This window comes from Micropruina sp., from assembly GCF_047607385.1.
GTDB lineage: Bacteria > Actinomycetota > Actinomycetes > Propionibacteriales > Propionibacteriaceae > Micropruina.
Window position 1 is genome coordinate 14,827 of the sequence record NZ_JASGDE010000029.1, and the last position, 17,479, is coordinate 32,305.

A 17,479-nucleotide genomic window follows, 5' to 3' on the forward strand; every position below is an offset into this window, starting at 1 on the left:
CTCGGGTCACCCGGCGGCGATCAGGCCCACCCCGAGGAACGCCAGGGCGACCCCGGCGACCTGCACCGGCCGCATCCGTTCGTGCAGCAGCACCGCGGCCAGCGCGACGGTGACCACCGGATACAGCGCCGACAACACCACCGTGATCGACAACAGGCCCATCGTGCTGGCCACGCCGAGCAGGGCGTTGGCCGCGACGTCCGCGACGCCGAGCAGGGTCAGCCGGGGCAGATCGCGAACCGCGACCCCGCCGATGCTCCGCAGCGCGATCGCCGCGATGCCGAACGCCAGCACGCTGGCGCTGCGCATCCCGATCATCGTCATCATCGGCGAATGCGCCGACCCCTTCGCGATGGCCAGCATGGTCACCCCGAAGCCGGCCGCGGCGGCCAGCGCGAACCAGATCGCCTGTGCCCGCACCGGTTCCTCGCCGTGCAACTCGGGTCCGCTGGCCAGCACCGCGCCGGCGAAGGCTGCGACCAGGCCGGCCAGCTGCCAGCCGTCCGGCTGCTCACCGGAGGCCAGCCCGACGATCACCGGGACGGACGCCCCCAGCGCGCTGATCGGCGACACCACGCCCACCGTGCCGAACGCCAACGCCCGGTAGAAGCAGACCAGGGCCAGCGACCCGGACAGCCCGGCGACGATCGACCAGAGCAGCCAGCCGTCCGAGCCGTGCAGCGGCACGAACGGCGCCACCAGCAGCAGCACGACCAGCGAACAGGCCTGGGAGACCCCCACCACCGCGGCGGACGGCAACCGTCGGCTCAGCATGCCGCCGGCGAAGTCGGCGATCCCCCAGGTGAGTGCCGAGCCCAGCGCCAGCAGCGGACCGATCAGGGCCGGCTCACTTCAGATCGTCGGGATTGTGCTTCACGACACCCTCGGCCATCGCCGCCGAGATGTCGTGCGGCAAAGCCTTTCCGGTAGCCAGCCGGGCATTGCGGTACCCGTAGGCGGCGTAGACGGCAAAGCCGATCGCCATCCAGCCGACGAACCGCAGCCAGGTCTCCACCGACAGGTTCAGCGTCAGGTAGAGACAGATCACCGCCGAGACGATCGGCAGCACCGGCGAGAACGGCACCTTGAACGCCCGCGGCAGGTCCGGCCGCTTCCGGCGCAGCACCACCACGGCCAGCGAGACCAGGATGAACGCGGTCAGCGTGCCGATGTTCACCATCTCCTCCAGCATCCCGATCGGGGTGAGGCCGGCGAACAGGGCGCAGGCGACGGTGACCACGATCGAGACCCGCCACGGCGTCCGGAACTTGGGGTGCACCTTGGCCAGGCTCATCGGCAGCAGGTTGTCCCGGGACATGGCGAAGATGATCCGGGTGGCGCCGATCATCAGGGTCAACACCACGGTGGTCAGGCCGGCCACCGCGCCGGCCGAGATCAGGGTGGCCATCCAGGCCTGGCCGTGGTGGGCGAAGGCGTTGGCCAGCGCCGCGCTCGGGTCGATGTCCTTGTAGTTCACCATGCCGACGACCACCAGCGAGACGGCGCCGTACAGGATGGTGCAGATGGTCAGCGAGGCGATGATGCCGACCGGCAGGTCCTTCTGCGGGTTGCGGGCCTCCTCGGCGGTGGTGGCCACCACGTCGAAACCGATGTAGGCGAAGAAGACCAGGGCGGCTCCGGCGAAGACACCGCCCCAGCCGAACGCGGCCGGTGCGCTGCCGGTCACCCATTGGATCAGCGGCTGGGTCCAACTGAAGCCTTTGGCGGCGGCCGGCGCGGCGTCCGGGATGAAGGGCGTGTAGTTGGCCGGATTGATGAACATCAGCCCGGCCACGATCACGAACAGGACGATGAACAGCTTGATCCCGACCAGCACCAAGTTGACCCGCATCGACTCCTTGATGCCGACGGTGATCAGGACGCCGAGCGCGACGACCAGCAGGATCGCCATCAGGTCGACGCCCTTGGTCTCGCCGAACGGGCTGGCCCCGTAGGCCAGGAACTTCGGCAGCGTGATGCCGAATTTGCCGATCAGCACGTGCAGGTAGGCGCTCCAGCCCTGGGCCACCACGCTGGCGCCGAGGAACATCTCCAGGATCAGGTCCCAGCCGATGATCCAGGCGAACACCTCACCGAGCGAGGCGTAGCTGAAGGTGTAGGCCGAGCCGGAGACCGGCACCGTGGAGGCGAACTCGGCGTAACACATGGCCGCCAGCGCGCAACAGACCGCCGCTACGATGAAGCTGATCACGATCGCCGGTCCGGTCATCTCGTGCGCCACCCGTCCGGTCAGGGTGAAGATGCCGGCGCCGATCACCACGCCCACCCCGAACACGGTCAGGTCGAGTGCGGTCAGCGACTTCTTGAGCTGGTACTCCGGCTCGTCGGTGTCGGCGATCGACTGCTCGATCGACTTGGTGCGGAAAACGCTCATCGGTCCACCTCCTGTGGGGTTCCCTGCGAAGCAGTTTCACAAGCTACTGCCAGATGTCGCGCGGCGGGGAGAAACTGCCTGTCGAGCGCCGGATTGTGGTCGTCGTCGGCCTACCCTGGCCGGGTGACGCACTGGTTCACCGACGCCTTCCGCGCCGAGTTCGACAAGCAGGCCGCCGAGATCGGCCGGTTCAACCTGGCCATCTTCGGCAAGACCGGGGTCGGCAAGTCGACCCTGATCAACGCGATCTTCGGACGCTCGGTCGCCGCCACCGGGATCGGCGAGCCGGTCACCCGGGACAGCCACCTCTATCTCGACACCCGCGGCACGCTCGGCCTGATCGACACCCGCGGGCTGGAGATCGGACGCGACGACGCCGAGCTGATCAAAGAGGTCAGCAAGTACGTGAAGCAGATGCGGTCCAAGCCGGTCGGCGAGCAGATCCACGTCGCCTGGTACTGCGTGCGCGGCATGGACCGCCGCTTCGAAGAGGTGGAGGCGACCTTCATCCGCACCCTGCACGAGCTCGGCATCCCGGTGCTGGTGGTGTTCACCCAGGTGCCGATGCGCGAGGGCCAGTACCATCCGGACGCCGTCGAGCTGGCCCGGCAGATCGAGGCCAAGCAGCTGCCCATCGTCGGCGGCCGCCCGTTCATGACCTACGCGATGAGGGACCAGTTCACCGGTCAGCCGCCCTACGGCTTGATGGACGTCTTGCAGGCGACCTTTCGCGTCGTTCCAGAAGCTGTCCACGGAGCTCTCGCGGCCGCGCAGACGATCGATCTGGAAGCCAAGGCGAAAGCAGCCCAGCGGCACATCGGGGCGACGGTAGCCGCCGCCGGCGCGGCCGCCGCGGTGCCGATCCCGTTCTCCTCCGCGGCCCTGCTGGTGCCGTTGCAGCTGGCCATGATGGCCCGGATCGCGCACCTGTACCAGCTACCGTTCGACAAGGCGGCGCTGCTGGCGGTGGCGTCCACCACGGTGTCCACGACGCTGGGCCGTTCGGCCGCCGCGAACCTGCTGAAGTTCCTGCCCGGCGCCGGCAGCATCGCCGGCGGAGCGATCAACGCCTCGGTGGCTTCGGGCTTCACCCTGGCGATGGGGCAGGCCTGGCTGAGCGTCTGCCAGAAGGCGGCCGGGGGCAGCCTGCCGAAGCTGGACGGGGTGATCGACTCGGCCGCCGTCCGGGAGCTGTTCGAGTCCGAGTTCCGCAAGCGGATGCCGGTGATCCGGCGCCGCGAGGGGTGATCGGCGGGCGCCGGAACCTCCTACAGTTGATAGGTGCAGCTCAGCTTCTTCGACCTGTTCAGCATCGGGATCGGCCCGTCGTCGTCGCACACCGTCGGTCCGATCCGGGCCGCCCACCGGGTGCTCACCGACCTGGACGCCGCGGGCCGGCTGACGGACGTGGTCCGCGTCCGGGTGGATCTGTACGGGTCGCTGGGCTCCACCGGACGCGGCCACCACAGTGACCGCGCCGTGCTGCTCGGCCTGCTCGGAGAACAACCCGAGACCGTCGACCCGGCCGCCGTGGAACCGACGGTCCGCGCGGTCTGGCGGGATCACCGGATCGCTCTGCTGGGCCGGCACCCGATCGACTTCGACCCCAACCAGGATCTGATCCTGCACCGTCGCCGCTCGCTGCCGCAGCACCCCAACGGCATCCGGTTCCGCTGCTACGCCACCGGCAAGCGGCTGATCGACGAGCGGGTGCTGTTCTCCATCGGCGGCGGCTTCGTGGTCGACATCGCCGATCTGGACGCCGGCACCAGCTCGGCCGAAGCCGCCGAGCCCTACCCGTTCCGCACCACCGCCGAACTGCTGGCGATCTGCGACCGCACCGGGCTGACCATCGAGCAGGTGGTGCTGGCCAACGAGACCGCGACCCGCGGCGCCGACGAGGTGTACGACGGCGTGCTGGCGGTGTGGCGGGTGATGCAGGAGTGCGTCCGCAACGGTTTCGGCACCGACGGCCGGCTGCCGGGCGGGCTGAACGTGCTGCGCCGGGCACCGCTGCTGCACCGCCAGCTCACCCACGACACCCCGGACGCGCTGACCGGCATGGACTGGATCACCGCTTACGCGCTGGCCGTCAACGAGGAGAACGCGGCCGGCGGACGCGTGGTGACCGCCCCCACCAACGGCGCCGCCGGGGTGATCCCGGCCGTGCTGCACTACTACCGCGAGCACATGCCCGGCGCCGACGACGCCGGCGTGGTCCGCTTCCTGCTCACCGCCACCGCGATCGGCGCGATCATCAAGACCACCGCGTCCATCTCCGGCGCCGAGGTGGGCTGCCAGGGCGAGGTCGGCTCGGCCTGCGCGATGGCGTCCGCCGGCCTGGCCGCGGTGATGGGCGGCAGCCCGCGACAGATCGAGAACGCCGCCGAGATCGGCATGGAGCACAACCTCGGACTGACCTGCGACCCGGTCGGCGGCCTGGTGCAGGTGCCGTGCATCGAACGCAACGCGATCGCCTCGGTGAAGGCGGTGGCCGCGGCCCGCACCGCGATGCACTTCGACGGCACCCACCTGGTGTCGCTGGACACCGTGATCAAGACCATGCGGGACACCGGCGCCGACATGATGAGCAAGTACAAGGAGACCTCCCGCGGCGGGCTCGCGGTCAACGTCACCGAGTGCTGAGACCGAACGTCCCAGTCAGCAGGATTTCGCCGTTCTACGACGCGCGGTAGTAGACCAGTGCCAGGATTAGGGCCATGAGTCAGCGAACCATTGGTGTGACCGAGGTCGCTCTCCGGGACGCCCACCAATCCCTGATGGCGACCCGGATGGCGCTGGAAGACATGGTGGACGCCTGTGCCGACATCGACGCCGCGGGGTACTGGAGCGTCGAGTGCTGGGGCGGAGCCACCTACGACGCATGCATCCGATTCCTCAACGAGGATCCCTGGGCCCGACTGCGGACGTTCCGCGAGCTGCTGCCCAACAGCCGGCTGCAGATGCTGCTGCGCGGCCAGAACCTGCTCGGCTACCGGCACTACGAGGACGATGTCGTCCGGCGGTTCGTCGACAAATCCGCCGAGAACGGCATGGACGTCTTCCGCGTCTTCGACGCCCTCAACGACCCGCGCAACATGGAGGTCGCGATGAAGGCCGTCAGCGCGACCGGCAAGCACGCCCAGGGCACCATCTGCTACACCATCTCGCCGCTGCACACCGTCGAGGGCTACGTGAAGCTGGCCGGGCAACTGCTCGACATGGGCGCGCAGTCGCTGGCGCTCAAGGACATGGCCGCACTGCTGCAGCCACAGCCCGCCTACGACATCATCCGCGGCATCAAGCAGACCTACGGCGAGGACGTCCAGGTCAACGTGCACTGCCACGCCACCACCGGCGTCACCCTGGTCACCCTGATGAAGGCGATCGAGGCCGGCGCCGACGTGGTCGACACCGCGATCAGCTCGATGTCGCTCGGCCCGGGCCACAACCCCACCGAGTCGCTGGTGGCGATGCTGGAGGGCACCGAGTACACCACCGACCTGGACGCCGACCGGCTGGTCAAGATCCGCGACCACTTCGCCGCCGTCCGGCCCAAGTACGCCGCGTTCGAATCGGCCACCCTGGTCGACACCGACATCTTCTCCAGCCAGATCCCCGGCGGCATGCTCTCCAACATGGAGAGCCAGCTGAAGGCTCAGGGCGCCGGCGACAAGATCAAGGACGTGATGGCCGAGGTCCCGCTGGTCAAGGCGGACGCCGGCCACCCGCCGCTGGTCACCCCGTCCAGCCAGATCGTCGGCACCCAGGCGGTGTTCAACGTGCTGATGGGCAAGTACAAGGTGATGACCGGCGAGTTCGCCGACCTGATGCTCGGCTACTACGGCGAATGCATCGGCGAGCGGAACCCCGAGGTGGTCGCCATCGCCCAGGCGCAGGCCAAGAAGGAGCCGATCACGGTCCGTCCGGCCGACCTGCTGGAGCCCGAATGGGACGCGCTGGTCGCCCAGGCCGGCGCGCTGGACGGCTTCGACGGCACCGACGAGGACGTGCTCACCTACGCCATGTTCCCCGGCGTCGCGCCCGGATTCTTCAGCACCCGGGACGAGGGTCCCAAGAACGTCGGCAAGACCGAGGCCCAGCTCAAGGCGGAGGCCGACGCCAAGTCCGACTCCGGCACGGCGGTGACCGGGCCGATCACCTACAAGGTCAGCATGGGCGGACGCGATCACCGCGTGACCGTCGAGAGGGCGTGACGAAACAGATGGCCAAGACCAAAGACATGAAGAAGCGGGTCGACGAGCTGCTGGAGAAGCGGCTGGCCACCCGGGCCGGCGGCGGCCAGCAGCGGATCGACAAGCAGCATGCGGCCGGGAAACTGACCGCCCGCGAGCGGATCGACGCGCTGATCGACCCCGACACCTTCCAGGAGATCGGCCTGTTCCGGCGCAACCGGACGGTGACCTTCGGCATGGACACCGCGGACATGCCCGCCGACGGCGTGGTGACCGGCACCGGCGCGGTGCTGGGACGTCCGGTGCACATCGCCAGCCAGGACTTCACCGTTGCCGGCGGGTCGGCCGGCGAGACCCACTCCAAGAAGGTCGTCGAGATGATGGAGTCCGCGCTCAAATGCGGCACCCCGTTCGTCTTCATCAACGACTCCGGCGGCGCCCGCGTCCAAGAGGGCATCGACTCGCTGTCCGGCTACTCGCAGGTGTTCTACGCCAACGTGCTGCTCTCCGGCGCGGTGCCGCAGATCTCCATCATCGCCGGCCCCTGCGCCGGTGGAGCGGCCTACAGCCCGGCGCTGACCGACTTCATCATCCAGACCCGCAAGGCCCACATGTTCATCACCGGGCCGAACGTGATCGAGCAGGTCACCGGTGAGAAGGTCAGCCAGGACGCCCTGGGCGGCGCGGACGCCCACATGGCGGTCTCCGGCGTCAACCACTTCGTCGCCGACGACGACGAGCAGGCCATCCTGATCGCCAAGAAGCTGCTCAGCTTCCTGCCGCAGAACAACACCGAGGATCCGCCGATCGTCGATCCCGACCCCTACGTCGAGTACGACCCGTCGCTGCACGGCATCGTGCCCGCCGAGGGCACCAAGGGCTACGACGTCCGGGAAGTGATCGGCAAGGTGATCGACCACGCCGACTTCCTCGAGGTGCAGGCCGGCTACGCCCAGAACATTGTCGTCGGCTTCGGCCGGATCAACGGCCGCAGCGTCGGCATCGTGGCCAACCAGCCCAGCGCGATGGCCGGGGTGCTGGACATCAACGCCTCCGACAAGGGCTCGGCGTTCGTCCGGTTCTGCAACGCCTTCAACATCCCGATCGTCACCTTCGTGGACGTCCCCGGCTTCCTGCCCGGCGTCGCCCAGGAGCACGGCGGCATCATCCGGCACGGCGCCAAGATGCTCTACGCCTACGCGGCGGCCACTGTGCCCAAGGTGACCGTGGTGCTGCGCAAGGCCTACGGCGGCGCCTACATCGCCATGTCGGCCAAGGATCTGGGCGCCGACCAGGTGTTCGCCTGGCCGACCGCCGAGATCGCCGTGATGGGTGCCGAGGGTGCCGCGTCGGTGGTCTTCCGGCGCGAGATCGCCGCCGCCGAGGATCCGGACGCCCGCCGCGCCGAGCTGGTCGAGGAGTACCGCAACACCTTCTCGACGCCGTTCGTGGCCGCGTCCCGCGGCCTGGTCGACGACGTGATCGATCCCGGCGACACCCGGCGCAAGGTCGCCATGGCGCTGGAGTTGCTGATCGCCAAGCGGCAGCTGCGGCCGGCCAAGAAGCACGGCCTCGGCCCGGTCTGATCGGAGAGACGATGAACGAGCAAGACACCGAGCTGCTCGGGCTGGTCAGATCGCTGACCGAGCGGGTCGAGTCCCTGGAGGTCGAGATCAAGCAGCTCCGGCTGCTGCACGCCGACGTCCCCGAGGAGACCATGGTGGCGATCGCGGCCGCGGTCGCCGCCTACCTGGGGCACCGCGCCAAGCGGCGGCAGGCCCACTTCACCACGTCCGCTATCTGGCAGAGCGGCACCCGCCGCCGGCAGCATGCCAACGAGCCGCTGCATCTGCGTTGAGGCTTGAGGAACAGACAATGAAACTGAAGGTCACTGTCAACGGCGTCGCCTACGACATCGAGGTGGACGTCGAGGAGCAGGAACGCCCCACGCTCGGCGCGGTCGTGATCGGCGGAGGCGGTGCCGCGCAGGCGGCGCCGACCACCGCGTCGGTCAAGGCGGCCTCGGCGAACGCCGTGGTGGCGCCGCTGTCCGGAGCGGTCGCGCGGATCCTGGTCGCCGAGGGCGACGAGATCGCGGAGGGCCAGGTGCTGCTGGTGCTGGAGGCGATGAAGATGGAAACCGAGATCACCGCGCCGCATGCCGGCACGGTGGGCGCCATCCTGGTCGGCGAGCGGGACGCGGTGCAGGGCGGGGATCCGCTGATCGAGCTAGCCTGAGGGCTCAACACCCGAGCTCAGGAGGCTTCCGTGCCCAAACCCCGGTGGGGCTGGTTCGTGGTCGCGGTGGTCGCCGCGGTCACCGGCGTCTGGCTGGTGCAGGCGGGCTACTTCACCCGGAACGGGTCCGGGCCTCCGGGCGGACTCTGGGTCGGCCTGCTCGGGCTGCTGGCGGTCTGGTCGTTCGGGCGGGCCTTCTTCAACTTCCGCTTCCCGCCGACCGACAAGAGCTGAGCGGCGGCCGGGCCGGGGTTCGCGGCACCCTTACTCGGCGACCCGGAACACCTTGTGGTTGGCGGCCTGGGCGCGCGGACGGATGACCAGCCGGTCGACGTTGACGTGCGCCGGGCGGGTGGCCATCCAGCAGATCGCGTCGGCGATGTCGTCGGCCACCAGCGGGCCGGGGACGCCGGCGTACACGGCGTTCGCCCGGGCCTGGTCGCCGCCGAAGCGGGTCAGCGAGAACTCCGGGGTGTGCACCATGCCGGGGGAGATCTCGCACACCCGGACCGGACGGTCGAACAGTTCCAGCCGCAGCGAGCCGGCCAGCGCCCGCTCGGCCGACTTCACCCCGCAGTAGCCGGCGCCGCCCTCGTAGGCGGCCTCGGCGGCCGTCGAGGTGACGAAGATCACCGTGCCCGCGGCGGCGTCCAGCGCCGGCAGCAGCGCCCGGGTGACCCGGGCGGCGCCGAGCACGTTGATGTCGTACATCCGCTGCCAGGCCTCGATCTCGGCGTCGCTGACCGGGTTCTGGCCGAGCGCGCCGCCGGCATTGTTGACCAGCAGGTCGAGCCGGCCGCCGACGGCCTCGGCCAGCCGGGTGACGTCGGCGTCCACGGTCACGTCGCAGGTGACGGCGACCCCGCCGATCTCCGCGGCCAGGGCTTCGATCCGGTCGCTGCGGCGTGCCGCGCAGATCACTCGATACCCCTGGGCGGCCAGCGCTCTCGCAGCCGCTTCGCCGATCCCGCTGCTCGCCCCGGTGACCACCGCTGTGCTGTCTGCCATGCCGCCGATTCTGCCAGTCGGACGCCGATGGCTACCGTGTCCGGATGGCGCGGATAGCGATGATCGGGCTGGGACGGATGGGCTCCGGCATGGCCGGACGGCTGCTGGCGGCCGGGCACGAACTGATCGTGGCGAACCGGACGCCGCAGCGGGCCGCACCGTTGCTGGAACGCGGGGGCGCGGCTCGCGGCCAGCCCGGCCGAGGCGGTCGGCGATGCCGACGCCGTCGTGGTCATGGTCAGCGACGACGCGGCCTCGGCGTCGGTGTGGCTGGCCGAGGACGGCGTGCTGGCCGGATCGCCGCGTCCCGGAGCGTTCGCGGTCGAGTGCTCGCCGCCACGGCGGCGACCGGGCAGGCGGCCAGCCCCCAGGTCGTCCGGAACCTGCGCCGGATGGTGGCCGGCGACCATCGCGACCCGACCTTCTCGGCCGTGCTCCGGCACAAGGACACCGGCTACGCGCTGCGCTTCGCCGAGCAGTTGGAGGTGGGCGCCGCGCTCGGATCGGTGGCGCTGGACGGACTGGAGCAGCTGCTCACCGACGGCCGCGGAAGCCTCAACGAAAGCGTGCTGATCGAGGTGGCGCGGGACCGGCGTCCGTCCTGATCGGGAGCCGTCCCAGCGACCGGATCGAATCGCCGGCATGCCTGCCCGGGCGCCGGGCGCACCGCTAGGCTCCCCTCATGAGTGCGAACCTGATCCTGCTCCGCCACGGCGAGAGCGAATGGAATGCCCTGAACCAGTTCACCGGTTGGGTCGATGTCGACATCAACGAGAAGGGCATCGGCGAGGCCAAGCGTGGCGGTGAACTGCTGAAGAGCAGCGGACTGCTGCCCGACGTGCTGCATACCTCGCTGCAGCTGCGGGCCATCCACACCGCCGAGCTGGCGCTGCACAACTGCGACCGCACCTGGATCCCGGTCCGGCGCAGCTGGCGGCTCAACGAGCGGCACTACGGCGACCTGCAGGGCAAGAACAAGGCCGAGACCCTGGCCCAGTACGGCGAGGAGCAGTTCATGCTGTGGCGCCGCTCCTACGACACCCCGCCGCCGCCGATCGCCGACGACAACCCGAACACCCAGTTCGACGATCCCCGGTACGCCTTCCTGCCGCCCGAGGCCCGGCCCAAGACCGAGTGCCTCAAGGACGTCGTGATCCGGATGCTGCCGTACTGGTACGACTCGATCGTGCCCGACCTGCGCGCCGGCAACACCGTCCTGATCACCGCCCACGGCAACTCGCTGCGGGCACTGGTGAAGCACCTGGACAACATCTCCGACGAGGCCATCGCCGGGCTGAACATCCCGACCGGCATCCCGCTGCACTACGAGCTGGACGACGACCTGCGTCCGGTCACCACCGGCGGCACCTACCTCGACCCGGACGCTGCCAAGGCCGCCATCGAAGCGGTGAAGAACCAGGGCAAGAAGTAGTAGGGGTTTCGCCCTCCTCGTGGTGCTGTCTGCTTGAGCGGACGCGGTGAGGGAGCGAGTCGGTTTGCGACGGTCGCTATTTCGGTCGCTGACGCGCCCGAAAAGACTTCGTAGTGTCGCTGCACCGACTCGCTCCCTCGCCGCTCACTCTGTCCGGGGCACCGCGAGGAGCCGTTGGGGTTCCGGATCAGGTGGCACACCCTGAGTGTTGATTAGATCATTTAGGTACTTCAGGGTGTATCAAGGCGGCCGGATGTCCCGCCGACCATCGCGTGCGACCGTCTATCTGCGCCTCGAGAAACGGGATAGCTTCTCGTCATCCCGGGCTTGCTCCGGGATCTCCTCCGCCTGGAAACGCCCGGCCGGAGATCCCGGCGTTCGCCGGGATGGCGCGAGGCTCCGTCGGTCGAGTTTGCGCCCGAGCGCACCGGGAAGGAATGCTCGCTCGGGCCGACCAACAAAGTGCGACCCAACGCAGGGACTGAGCCCGAGCGGGACGAACCGGCAAGCAGCGCCTCAGGCGACGGTCCAGTTCTCACCCTCGGGATGGGTGCCGGTGACGACGTAGATCACCCGTCCCGCCATGATCACGGCGTGGTCGGCGATCCGCTCGTAGTAGCGGCCGAGCAGGGCGACATCGACCGCCGCCTCCACCGAGTAGGGCCATTCTGAGCCGAGCAGGATCCGGAACTGGCTCTTGCGCAGCTCGTCCATCTCCTCGTCGGAGTCGGCCAGCTTGGCGGCGTCGTGGGCGTTGCGGTCGTGCAGGGCGCGTCCGGCGGTGGCCACCATGTCCTCGGCGACCCGAGCCATCAGCTCGAAGTTCGGGACCAGGCCCTCCGGCACGGCGTGGGTCGGGTAGCGCAGCCGGGCGATCTTGGCGACGTGACAGGCCAGGTCGCCCATCCGGGCCAGGTCGGCCACCATCCGCATCGCGGCGACGATGGTGCGCAACTCGCCGGCCACCGGGGCCTGCCGGGCCAGCAGCACGAAGCAGCGGGCCTCCAGGTCGTCGTGCAACTCGTCCAGCAGGGCGTCGTCGCTGATCACCTGTTCGGCGGTGGCGAGATCGGCCTCGAGCAGCGCCTTGGTGCTCAGCCGCACCGCCGTCCGCACTCGTTCGGTCATGCCGACCAGATCCACGACCAGTCCGTCGAGATCTTCGCGGTAGCTCTCTCGCATGTCTCCTCTTTCGCGATCACTGCCGGCGTCCGGCCCGCTCCACCCTATGCCCGCGTCGTGCCCGAGGACCGATCCCGGGCGACACGCAGGTGAACAGTCGGTGAACTCTGCCGCGGTCGCTTCCGCCTCTGACGATCGTGCTCGGTGGCCTGCCCGTATGATCCGAACGTGAGCCCGCTCGTCGCCAGCGCCCTGGGGGTCGTCCTGGGCGTCCTTGCGACGCTACTCGGCCTGACCGTCTGGCGTACCCGGCAACAGGCGTCCTCGCCCGACCCGGCGCCGCTGGTGTCGCCCGCGCTGCAGACCACGATCGAGCACCTGCGCGGTGCCGCGGCACTGATCGGCCCGCACGACGAGATCCTCGCCGAGTCGCACAGCGCCGCATCCTCGGGTGTGCTGCGGGGCAACCGGCTGGCGCACCCGGAGGTGCTGGAACTGGTCCGGGACGCCCGCCGCGAGGCCGAGCCGGGCGTGCTCAACATCGACGTCCCCACCGGGCTGGGCCTGCCCGGCCGGCGGCTCGCGGTGCGGGTCTCGCCGCTGGGCGACGGACTGGTGCTGCTGGTCGCCGACGACCGCTCCGAAGCGCTGCGCATCGACGAGACCCGGCGCGACTTCGTCGCCAACGTCACCCATGAGCTGAAGACCCCGATCGGGGCGCTCTCGCTGCTGGCCGAGGCGATCACCGACGCCGCCGACGATCCGGACGCGGTGCGCCACTTCGCCGGACGGATGTCCACCGAGACGGAGCGGCTCAACGAGTTGATCTCGCAGATCATCGCGCTGTCCCGGCTGCAGTCCAGCGACCCGTTGCTGGCCGCCGTCCCGATCGAATTGGACGAGGTGCTGAACGCCGTCCTCGACCAGTTCCGGGAGCAGGCCGGCAGCCGCCGGATCACGCTCACCCGGCAGCGCTGCCCGGGCGCGGTGATCCGCGGCGACCGCAGCCAGATCGAGGCGGCGCTGCGCAATCTGGTGCAGAACGCGATCGCCTACTCCGACGCCGGCGCCCGGGTCGCGATCAGCGTCCGCCGGGTGCACGACGCGACCGGCGACTGGGTCGAGGCGAGCGTCTCCGACAACGGCATCGGCATCTCCGACTCCGACCAGCCGCGGGTCTTCGAACGCTTCTTCCGGGTCGACTACGGCCGCAGCCGGGCGCATGGCGGCACCGGCCTGGGACTGTCGATCGTCAAACACATCGCCGCCGCGCACGGGGGGACGGTGAGTTTGTGGAGCCGGCTCGGGCAGGGCTCCACCTTCACCCTGCGCCTCCCGGCGCTCCGCCCAGACACCGATGCCGAAGGGACCGCCGCATGACCAGGGTGCTGTTGATCGAGGACGAGGACGCCTACCGCGAAACCCTCGGCTACCTGCTCCGCAAAGAGGGCTTCGATGTCGTCGAGGCCGCCGACGGGACCATCGGGCTGGCCGAGTTCGAGCGCGGCGGGGCCGACATCGTGCTGCTCGACCTGATGATGCCGGGGCTGCCCGGCACCGAGGTGTGCCGCCGGCTGCGGGCCCGCAGCTCGGTGCCGGTGATCATGGTCACCGCTCGCGACGACGAGATCGACAAGGTGGTCGGGCTGGAGCTCGGCGCCGACGACTACGTCACCAAGCCGTTCAGCCACCGCGAACTGGTGGCCCGGATCCGGGCGGTGCTGCGGCGCGGTCAGGAGATCGAGCTGGAGCCCGACGTGCTGGAGGTCGACGACGTCCGGATGGACGTCGAGCGGCACGAGGTGTGGGTCCGCGGCGAGCCGGTGAAGCTGGCGCTCAAGGAATTCGAGCTGCTGGAGATCCTGCTGCGCAACGCCGGCCGGGTGCTCACCCGCGGCCAGCTGATCGACCGGATCTGGGGCGCCGACTACGTCGGCGACACCAAGACCCTGGACGTCCACGTGAAGCGGCTGCGGGCCAAGGTCGAGCGGGACCCGGCCGAGCCGGAACGGCTGATCACCGTCCGGGGCCTGGGCTACAAATTCGAGGCCTGAGCCGCCCGCCCGGTTCGCCGCTCAGCGGCCGACGGCGATGCTCTCGAACTCGGGATCGGACGCGGACAGCACCGGCGCGACCAGCTTGACCGGGCCGGCCTTGGCGAAGGTCAGGGTGATGTCGGCCAGCAGCCCCGGCTTGAGGTCGGGGGAGGTCACCGCGACCCGCAGCGGCGCATTGGTCAGCACCACCAGGGTGTTGCTGCTCAGCGTCGCGGGCAGGCCGGTGGCGGTCACCACCAGCGGGCTCCCGGCGGCGCCGTCCGACTTCTGCGGGACGCCGGCGACGGCGGTCAGGGTGTCGTCGCCGTAGGTCAGCATCGACGCGCTCACCACGCCCTGGCCGGTGTTGTCGGCGACGATCATCAGGTTGCGCACCTTCACCGGACCGGTGCCGGTGTTCACGCCCTCGGCCGGGGTGTACGGCTGCAGCGTCTGTGCGTCCATGCCGCAGCCGGTCAGCGCCAGGACGATCGGTACGCACGCAGTGACGCCGATGCGGCGGAGGGTGCTGGCCATCTGGAACTCCTTGTGGTCGCCGGTGTGGGGGTCAGCCTAACGAATTGCGCCCCGGTTTGGGGATGCCCGCCGGCCGGCTCGTCGCGGCCCGGCGCGGACGGCAGCCGCACCCGCTGACCATGCATAACAACCTGCGATCATCCGCGAATCTTTAGGTTTTCTGTTGACAGACCCACGCGAAGCGTTAGGATCCAATGAAATCCAACGTCGGATCGAAGGCCCCATGCACATGTACGCGGAAGAGCGGCAACGCACGATCGTCAATCTGGCGCTTCGCCACGATCGGGTCGCCGTCACCGAGCTGGCGCAGCGCTTCGCCGTCACCACCGAGACCATTCGCCGCGACCTCGACGTGCTGGACCGGCGCGGCATCCTGCGCCGGGTGCACGGCGGCGCGGTGCCCGCCGAGAACGTCCGCCTGGTGGAGACCGCGATCGCCGAGCGCGAGCCGGCGTTCTCCGCCCAGAAGAGCCGGATCGCCCAGGCCGCGCTGCGCTTCCTGCCCACCGGCGCCGGCTCGACCGTGCTGGTCGACTCGGGCACCACCACCGCCCGCTTCGCCGCCGCCTTCGGCGGCAACCAGCAGCTCACCGTGGTCACCAACTCGGTGCCGATCGCCTCCCAGCTGGCCCTGTTGCAGGGCGGGCCGGTGCACCTGCTCGGCGGCCGGGTGCGCGGGATCACCCAGGCCACCGTCGGCGGCGAGACGGTGGAGGCGCTCGACCGGCTGGCCTGCGACGTGGCCTTCCTGGGCACCAACGGCCTGACCGTCGCGCACGGACTGTCCACCCCCGATCCGGACGAGGCCGCGGTCAAGCGCGCGATGGTGCGGGCCGCCCGCCGCCGGGTGGTGCTGGCGGACGCCTCGAAGATCGGTGTGACCCTATTGGTCAGCTTTGCGGCACTCAATGAAGTCGATGTGCTGGTAACTGACTCCGGATTGCACGAAGCTGATCGTCAACAGCTAGTCAACGCAGGATTGGAGGTCGTCGTCGCATGATCATTACCCTCACCGCGAACCCGAGCCTCGACCGGACTGCCAGCTTGGAGGCGCCATTGGCGCGCGGGCAGGTCCAGCGAGTCGCCGGAGTCACCGTGGAGCCCGGCGGGAAGGGGGTCAACGTGGCGCGGGCGATTCACTACGCGGGCCAGCCGGTCCGTGCCGTCCTCCCGGCGCCCGACGACGATCCGATTCTGTCCGCACTGCGCCAGCTCGGGGTCGAATACCGCACCGTCGCGGTCGACGAGGGCGTCCGGATGAACCTGACGCTCACCGAGCCCGACGGCACCACCACCAAGATCAACGAACCCGGCCCTCGGCTCAGCGACGAGCTGATCGAGGCGCTGGCGGCCCTGGTGGTGGCCGAATCCACCGGCGCGGAGTGGGTGGTGTTGTCCGGCTCGCTGCCGCCCGGCGTTCCGCACGACTTCTACGCCACCCTGGTCCGCCGGCTCCGTCCGCTGGGCGTGAAGGTGGCCGTGGACACCTCCGACGAGCCGTTGCTGGCCCTGGTCGACAACTTCCCCGACGCCGCCCCCGATCTGCTCAAGCCCAACTCCGACGAGTTGGCCCAGCTCACCGGGGCGGACGCCGAGCAGCTCGAGGCGGCCGCCAAGCAGGGCGACCCGAGTGCGGCGGTCGCCGCCGCCCGCAGCCTGGTGGAACGCGGCGTCACCGCCGTGATGGGCACCCTGGGCGCCTCGGGCGCGGTCCTGGTGACCGGCGACGGCGCCTGGCACGCCAGCCCGCCCCCCATCGTCCCGCGCAGCACCGTCGGTGCGGGCGACTCATCGGTGGCCGGCTATGTGCTGGCCGACTGCGGGGGAGAAGCCGCCCCCGACCGACTCCGAACCGCTGTGGCGTACGGCTCCGCCGCGGCATCCATGGCCGGAAGCGCCCTGCCCAGGCCCGAGCATCTCAACACCGCCGATGTCGTCGTCACCGACCTCGGCTGACTTCTCCGAATTTGTCGAAAGGACACCTCAATGTCGCAGGACCTGATCACTGCTGATCTGGTTGTGCTCGACGTCGATCTTGGTCCGACCAAGAACGATGTGATCCACAATCTGGCGGAATTGGTCGCCAAGGCCGGACGCGCCGACGCCGCCGGTCTCGAAGCCGACGCGCTGGCGCGGGAGGCGAAAGCGGCCACCGGCCTGGGCGGTGGGATCGCGATCCCGCACTGCCGGTCGGCTGCCGTCACCACCAACTCGCTGGCCTTCGCGCGGCTCTCTCCGCCGGTCGACTTCGGCGCCTTCGACGGCCCGGCCGACATCGCCTTCATGATCGCCGCCGCCGAGGGCTCCGACGATGCCCACCTGGAGCTGCTGGCCCTGCTGGCCCGCAACCTGGTGCGCTCGGAGTTCACCGACGGACTGCGCAATGCCGCCACCGCCGAGGACGTCGTCGCCCTGGTGAACGCCGCGATCCATCCCGAGGAGGAGGCCGCGCCGGCCGCCGCCGCTCCCGCCGCCGCGCCGGCGGAGGCGTCCGGGGCCGCCGAGAAGGTCGTGC

General features: G+C 69.9%; 18 protein-coding genes and 1 pseudogene. 14 read left to right on the forward strand and 5 right to left on the reverse strand.

The window, feature by feature from the left end; genetic code table 11:
* Positions 1–6: 6 nt before the first annotated feature.
* On the reverse strand, positions 7–840 hold the full coding sequence (locus QM582_RS02745; protein ID WP_415081563.1) for an EamA family transporter: 834 nt from the start codon (positions 838–840) through the stop codon (positions 7–9).
* 7 nt (positions 841–847) lie between these two features.
* A complete protein-coding gene (locus tag QM582_RS02750; protein WP_415081534.1) occupies positions 848–2,395 on the reverse strand; it encodes an amino acid permease in 1,548 nt (515 codons plus the stop codon).
* A gap of 123 nt (positions 2,396–2,518) precedes the next feature.
* Here QM582_RS02750 and QM582_RS02755 point away from each other — a divergent pair, with 123 nt between their 5' ends.
* From QM582_RS02755 to QM582_RS02785, 7 genes are all read left to right on the forward strand, one after another.
* The gene (locus QM582_RS02755; RefSeq protein ID WP_415081536.1) at positions 2,519–3,643 is read left to right on the forward strand and encodes a GTPase family protein; all 1,125 of its coding nucleotides are present in this window, start codon (positions 2,519–2,521) and stop codon (positions 3,641–3,643) included.
* 33 nt (positions 3,644–3,676) lie between these two features.
* Positions 3,677–5,041, forward strand: a complete 1,365-nt coding sequence (locus tag QM582_RS02760) for an L-serine ammonia-lyase (RefSeq protein ID WP_415081537.1) — start codon at positions 3,677–3,679, stop codon at positions 5,039–5,041.
* A gap of 74 nt (positions 5,042–5,115) precedes the next feature.
* Entirely contained in the window at positions 5,116–6,612 is a 1,497-nt protein-coding gene (locus QM582_RS02765; RefSeq protein WP_415081539.1) for a methylmalonyl-CoA carboxytransferase subunit 5S, read from the forward strand.
* An 8-nt stretch (positions 6,613–6,620) separates the two neighbouring features.
* Positions 6,621–8,177, forward strand: a complete 1,557-nt coding sequence (locus QM582_RS02770) for an acyl-CoA carboxylase subunit beta (RefSeq protein WP_415081540.1) — start codon at positions 6,621–6,623, stop codon at positions 8,175–8,177.
* 11 nt (positions 8,178–8,188) lie between these two features.
* Complete coding sequence (locus QM582_RS02775; protein WP_415081542.1) at positions 8,189–8,449, forward strand: hypothetical protein; 261 nt, start codon at positions 8,189–8,191, stop codon at positions 8,447–8,449.
* Positions 8,450–8,466: 17 nt separating this feature from the next.
* A complete protein-coding gene (locus QM582_RS02780; RefSeq protein WP_415081543.1) occupies positions 8,467–8,829 on the forward strand; it encodes a biotin/lipoyl-containing protein in 363 nt (120 codons plus the stop codon).
* Between the two features lie 30 nt (positions 8,830–8,859).
* Entirely contained in the window at positions 8,860–9,063 is a 204-nt protein-coding gene (locus tag QM582_RS02785; RefSeq protein WP_415081545.1) for a hypothetical protein, read from the forward strand.
* Positions 9,064–9,093: 30 nt separating this feature from the next.
* On the opposite strand, the gene QM582_RS02790 is transcribed toward QM582_RS02785, so the two are convergent.
* The gene (locus tag QM582_RS02790; protein ID WP_415081547.1) at positions 9,094–9,837 is read right to left on the reverse strand and encodes an SDR family NAD(P)-dependent oxidoreductase; all 744 of its coding nucleotides are present in this window, start codon (positions 9,835–9,837) and stop codon (positions 9,094–9,096) included.
* Positions 9,838–10,062: 225 nt separating this feature from the next.
* Between QM582_RS02790 and QM582_RS02795 the strand changes: the two are divergent.
* Both QM582_RS02795 and QM582_RS02800 read left to right on the forward strand, forming a co-directional pair.
* Positions 10,063–10,410 (forward strand): annotated as a pseudogene (locus QM582_RS02795) (hypothetical protein); the annotation flags it as partial.
* Positions 10,411–10,519: 109 nt separating this feature from the next.
* Positions 10,520–11,269 carry a phosphoglyceromutase gene (locus QM582_RS02800; protein ID WP_415081549.1) on the forward strand — a complete coding sequence of 250 codons (750 nt, stop codon included), beginning with the start codon at positions 10,520–10,522 and terminating at the stop codon, positions 11,267–11,269.
* 516 nt (positions 11,270–11,785) lie between these two features.
* Here the strand turns inward: QM582_RS02800 and phoU are convergent.
* Positions 11,786–12,451: a phosphate signaling complex protein PhoU gene (gene phoU / locus QM582_RS02805; RefSeq protein WP_415081551.1), complete on the reverse strand. Its 666-nt coding sequence runs from the start codon at positions 12,449–12,451 to the stop codon at positions 11,786–11,788.
* Between the two features lie 168 nt (positions 12,452–12,619).
* Here phoU and QM582_RS02810 point away from each other — a divergent pair, with 168 nt between their 5' ends.
* Both QM582_RS02810 and QM582_RS02815 read left to right on the forward strand, forming a co-directional pair.
* Positions 12,620–13,771, forward strand: a complete 1,152-nt coding sequence (locus QM582_RS02810) for a sensor histidine kinase (RefSeq protein WP_415081552.1) — start codon at positions 12,620–12,622, stop codon at positions 13,769–13,771.
* The gene (locus tag QM582_RS02815; protein ID WP_415081553.1) at positions 13,768–14,445 is read left to right on the forward strand and encodes a response regulator; all 678 of its coding nucleotides are present in this window, start codon (positions 13,768–13,770) and stop codon (positions 14,443–14,445) included. Before QM582_RS02810 ends, QM582_RS02815 begins: the two co-directional genes overlap by 4 nt.
* A gap of 21 nt (positions 14,446–14,466) precedes the next feature.
* Here QM582_RS02815 and QM582_RS02820 read toward each other — a convergent pair whose 3' ends face one another.
* A complete protein-coding gene (locus QM582_RS02820) occupies positions 14,467–14,964 on the reverse strand; it encodes a hypothetical protein (RefSeq protein ID WP_415081555.1) in 498 nt (165 codons plus the stop codon).
* 223 nt (positions 14,965–15,187) lie between these two features.
* Between QM582_RS02820 and QM582_RS02825 the strand changes: the two genes are divergently transcribed.
* The 3 genes from QM582_RS02825 to QM582_RS02835 all read left to right on the forward strand — a co-directional run.
* Positions 15,188–15,964 (forward strand): DeoR/GlpR family DNA-binding transcription regulator, encoded by a 777-nt coding sequence (locus QM582_RS02825; protein WP_415081557.1) that lies wholly within the window; start codon positions 15,188–15,190, stop codon positions 15,962–15,964.
* Positions 15,961–16,920 carry a 1-phosphofructokinase family hexose kinase gene (locus tag QM582_RS02830; protein WP_415081559.1) on the forward strand — a complete coding sequence of 320 codons (960 nt, stop codon included), beginning with the start codon at positions 15,961–15,963 and terminating at the stop codon, positions 16,918–16,920. Before QM582_RS02825 ends, QM582_RS02830 begins: the two co-directional genes overlap by 4 nt.
* A 30-nt stretch (positions 16,921–16,950) precedes the next feature.
* Positions 16,951–17,479: PTS sugar transporter subunit IIA (locus tag QM582_RS02835; protein WP_415081561.1), on the forward strand; the 529-nt coding region annotated here is incomplete at its 3' end.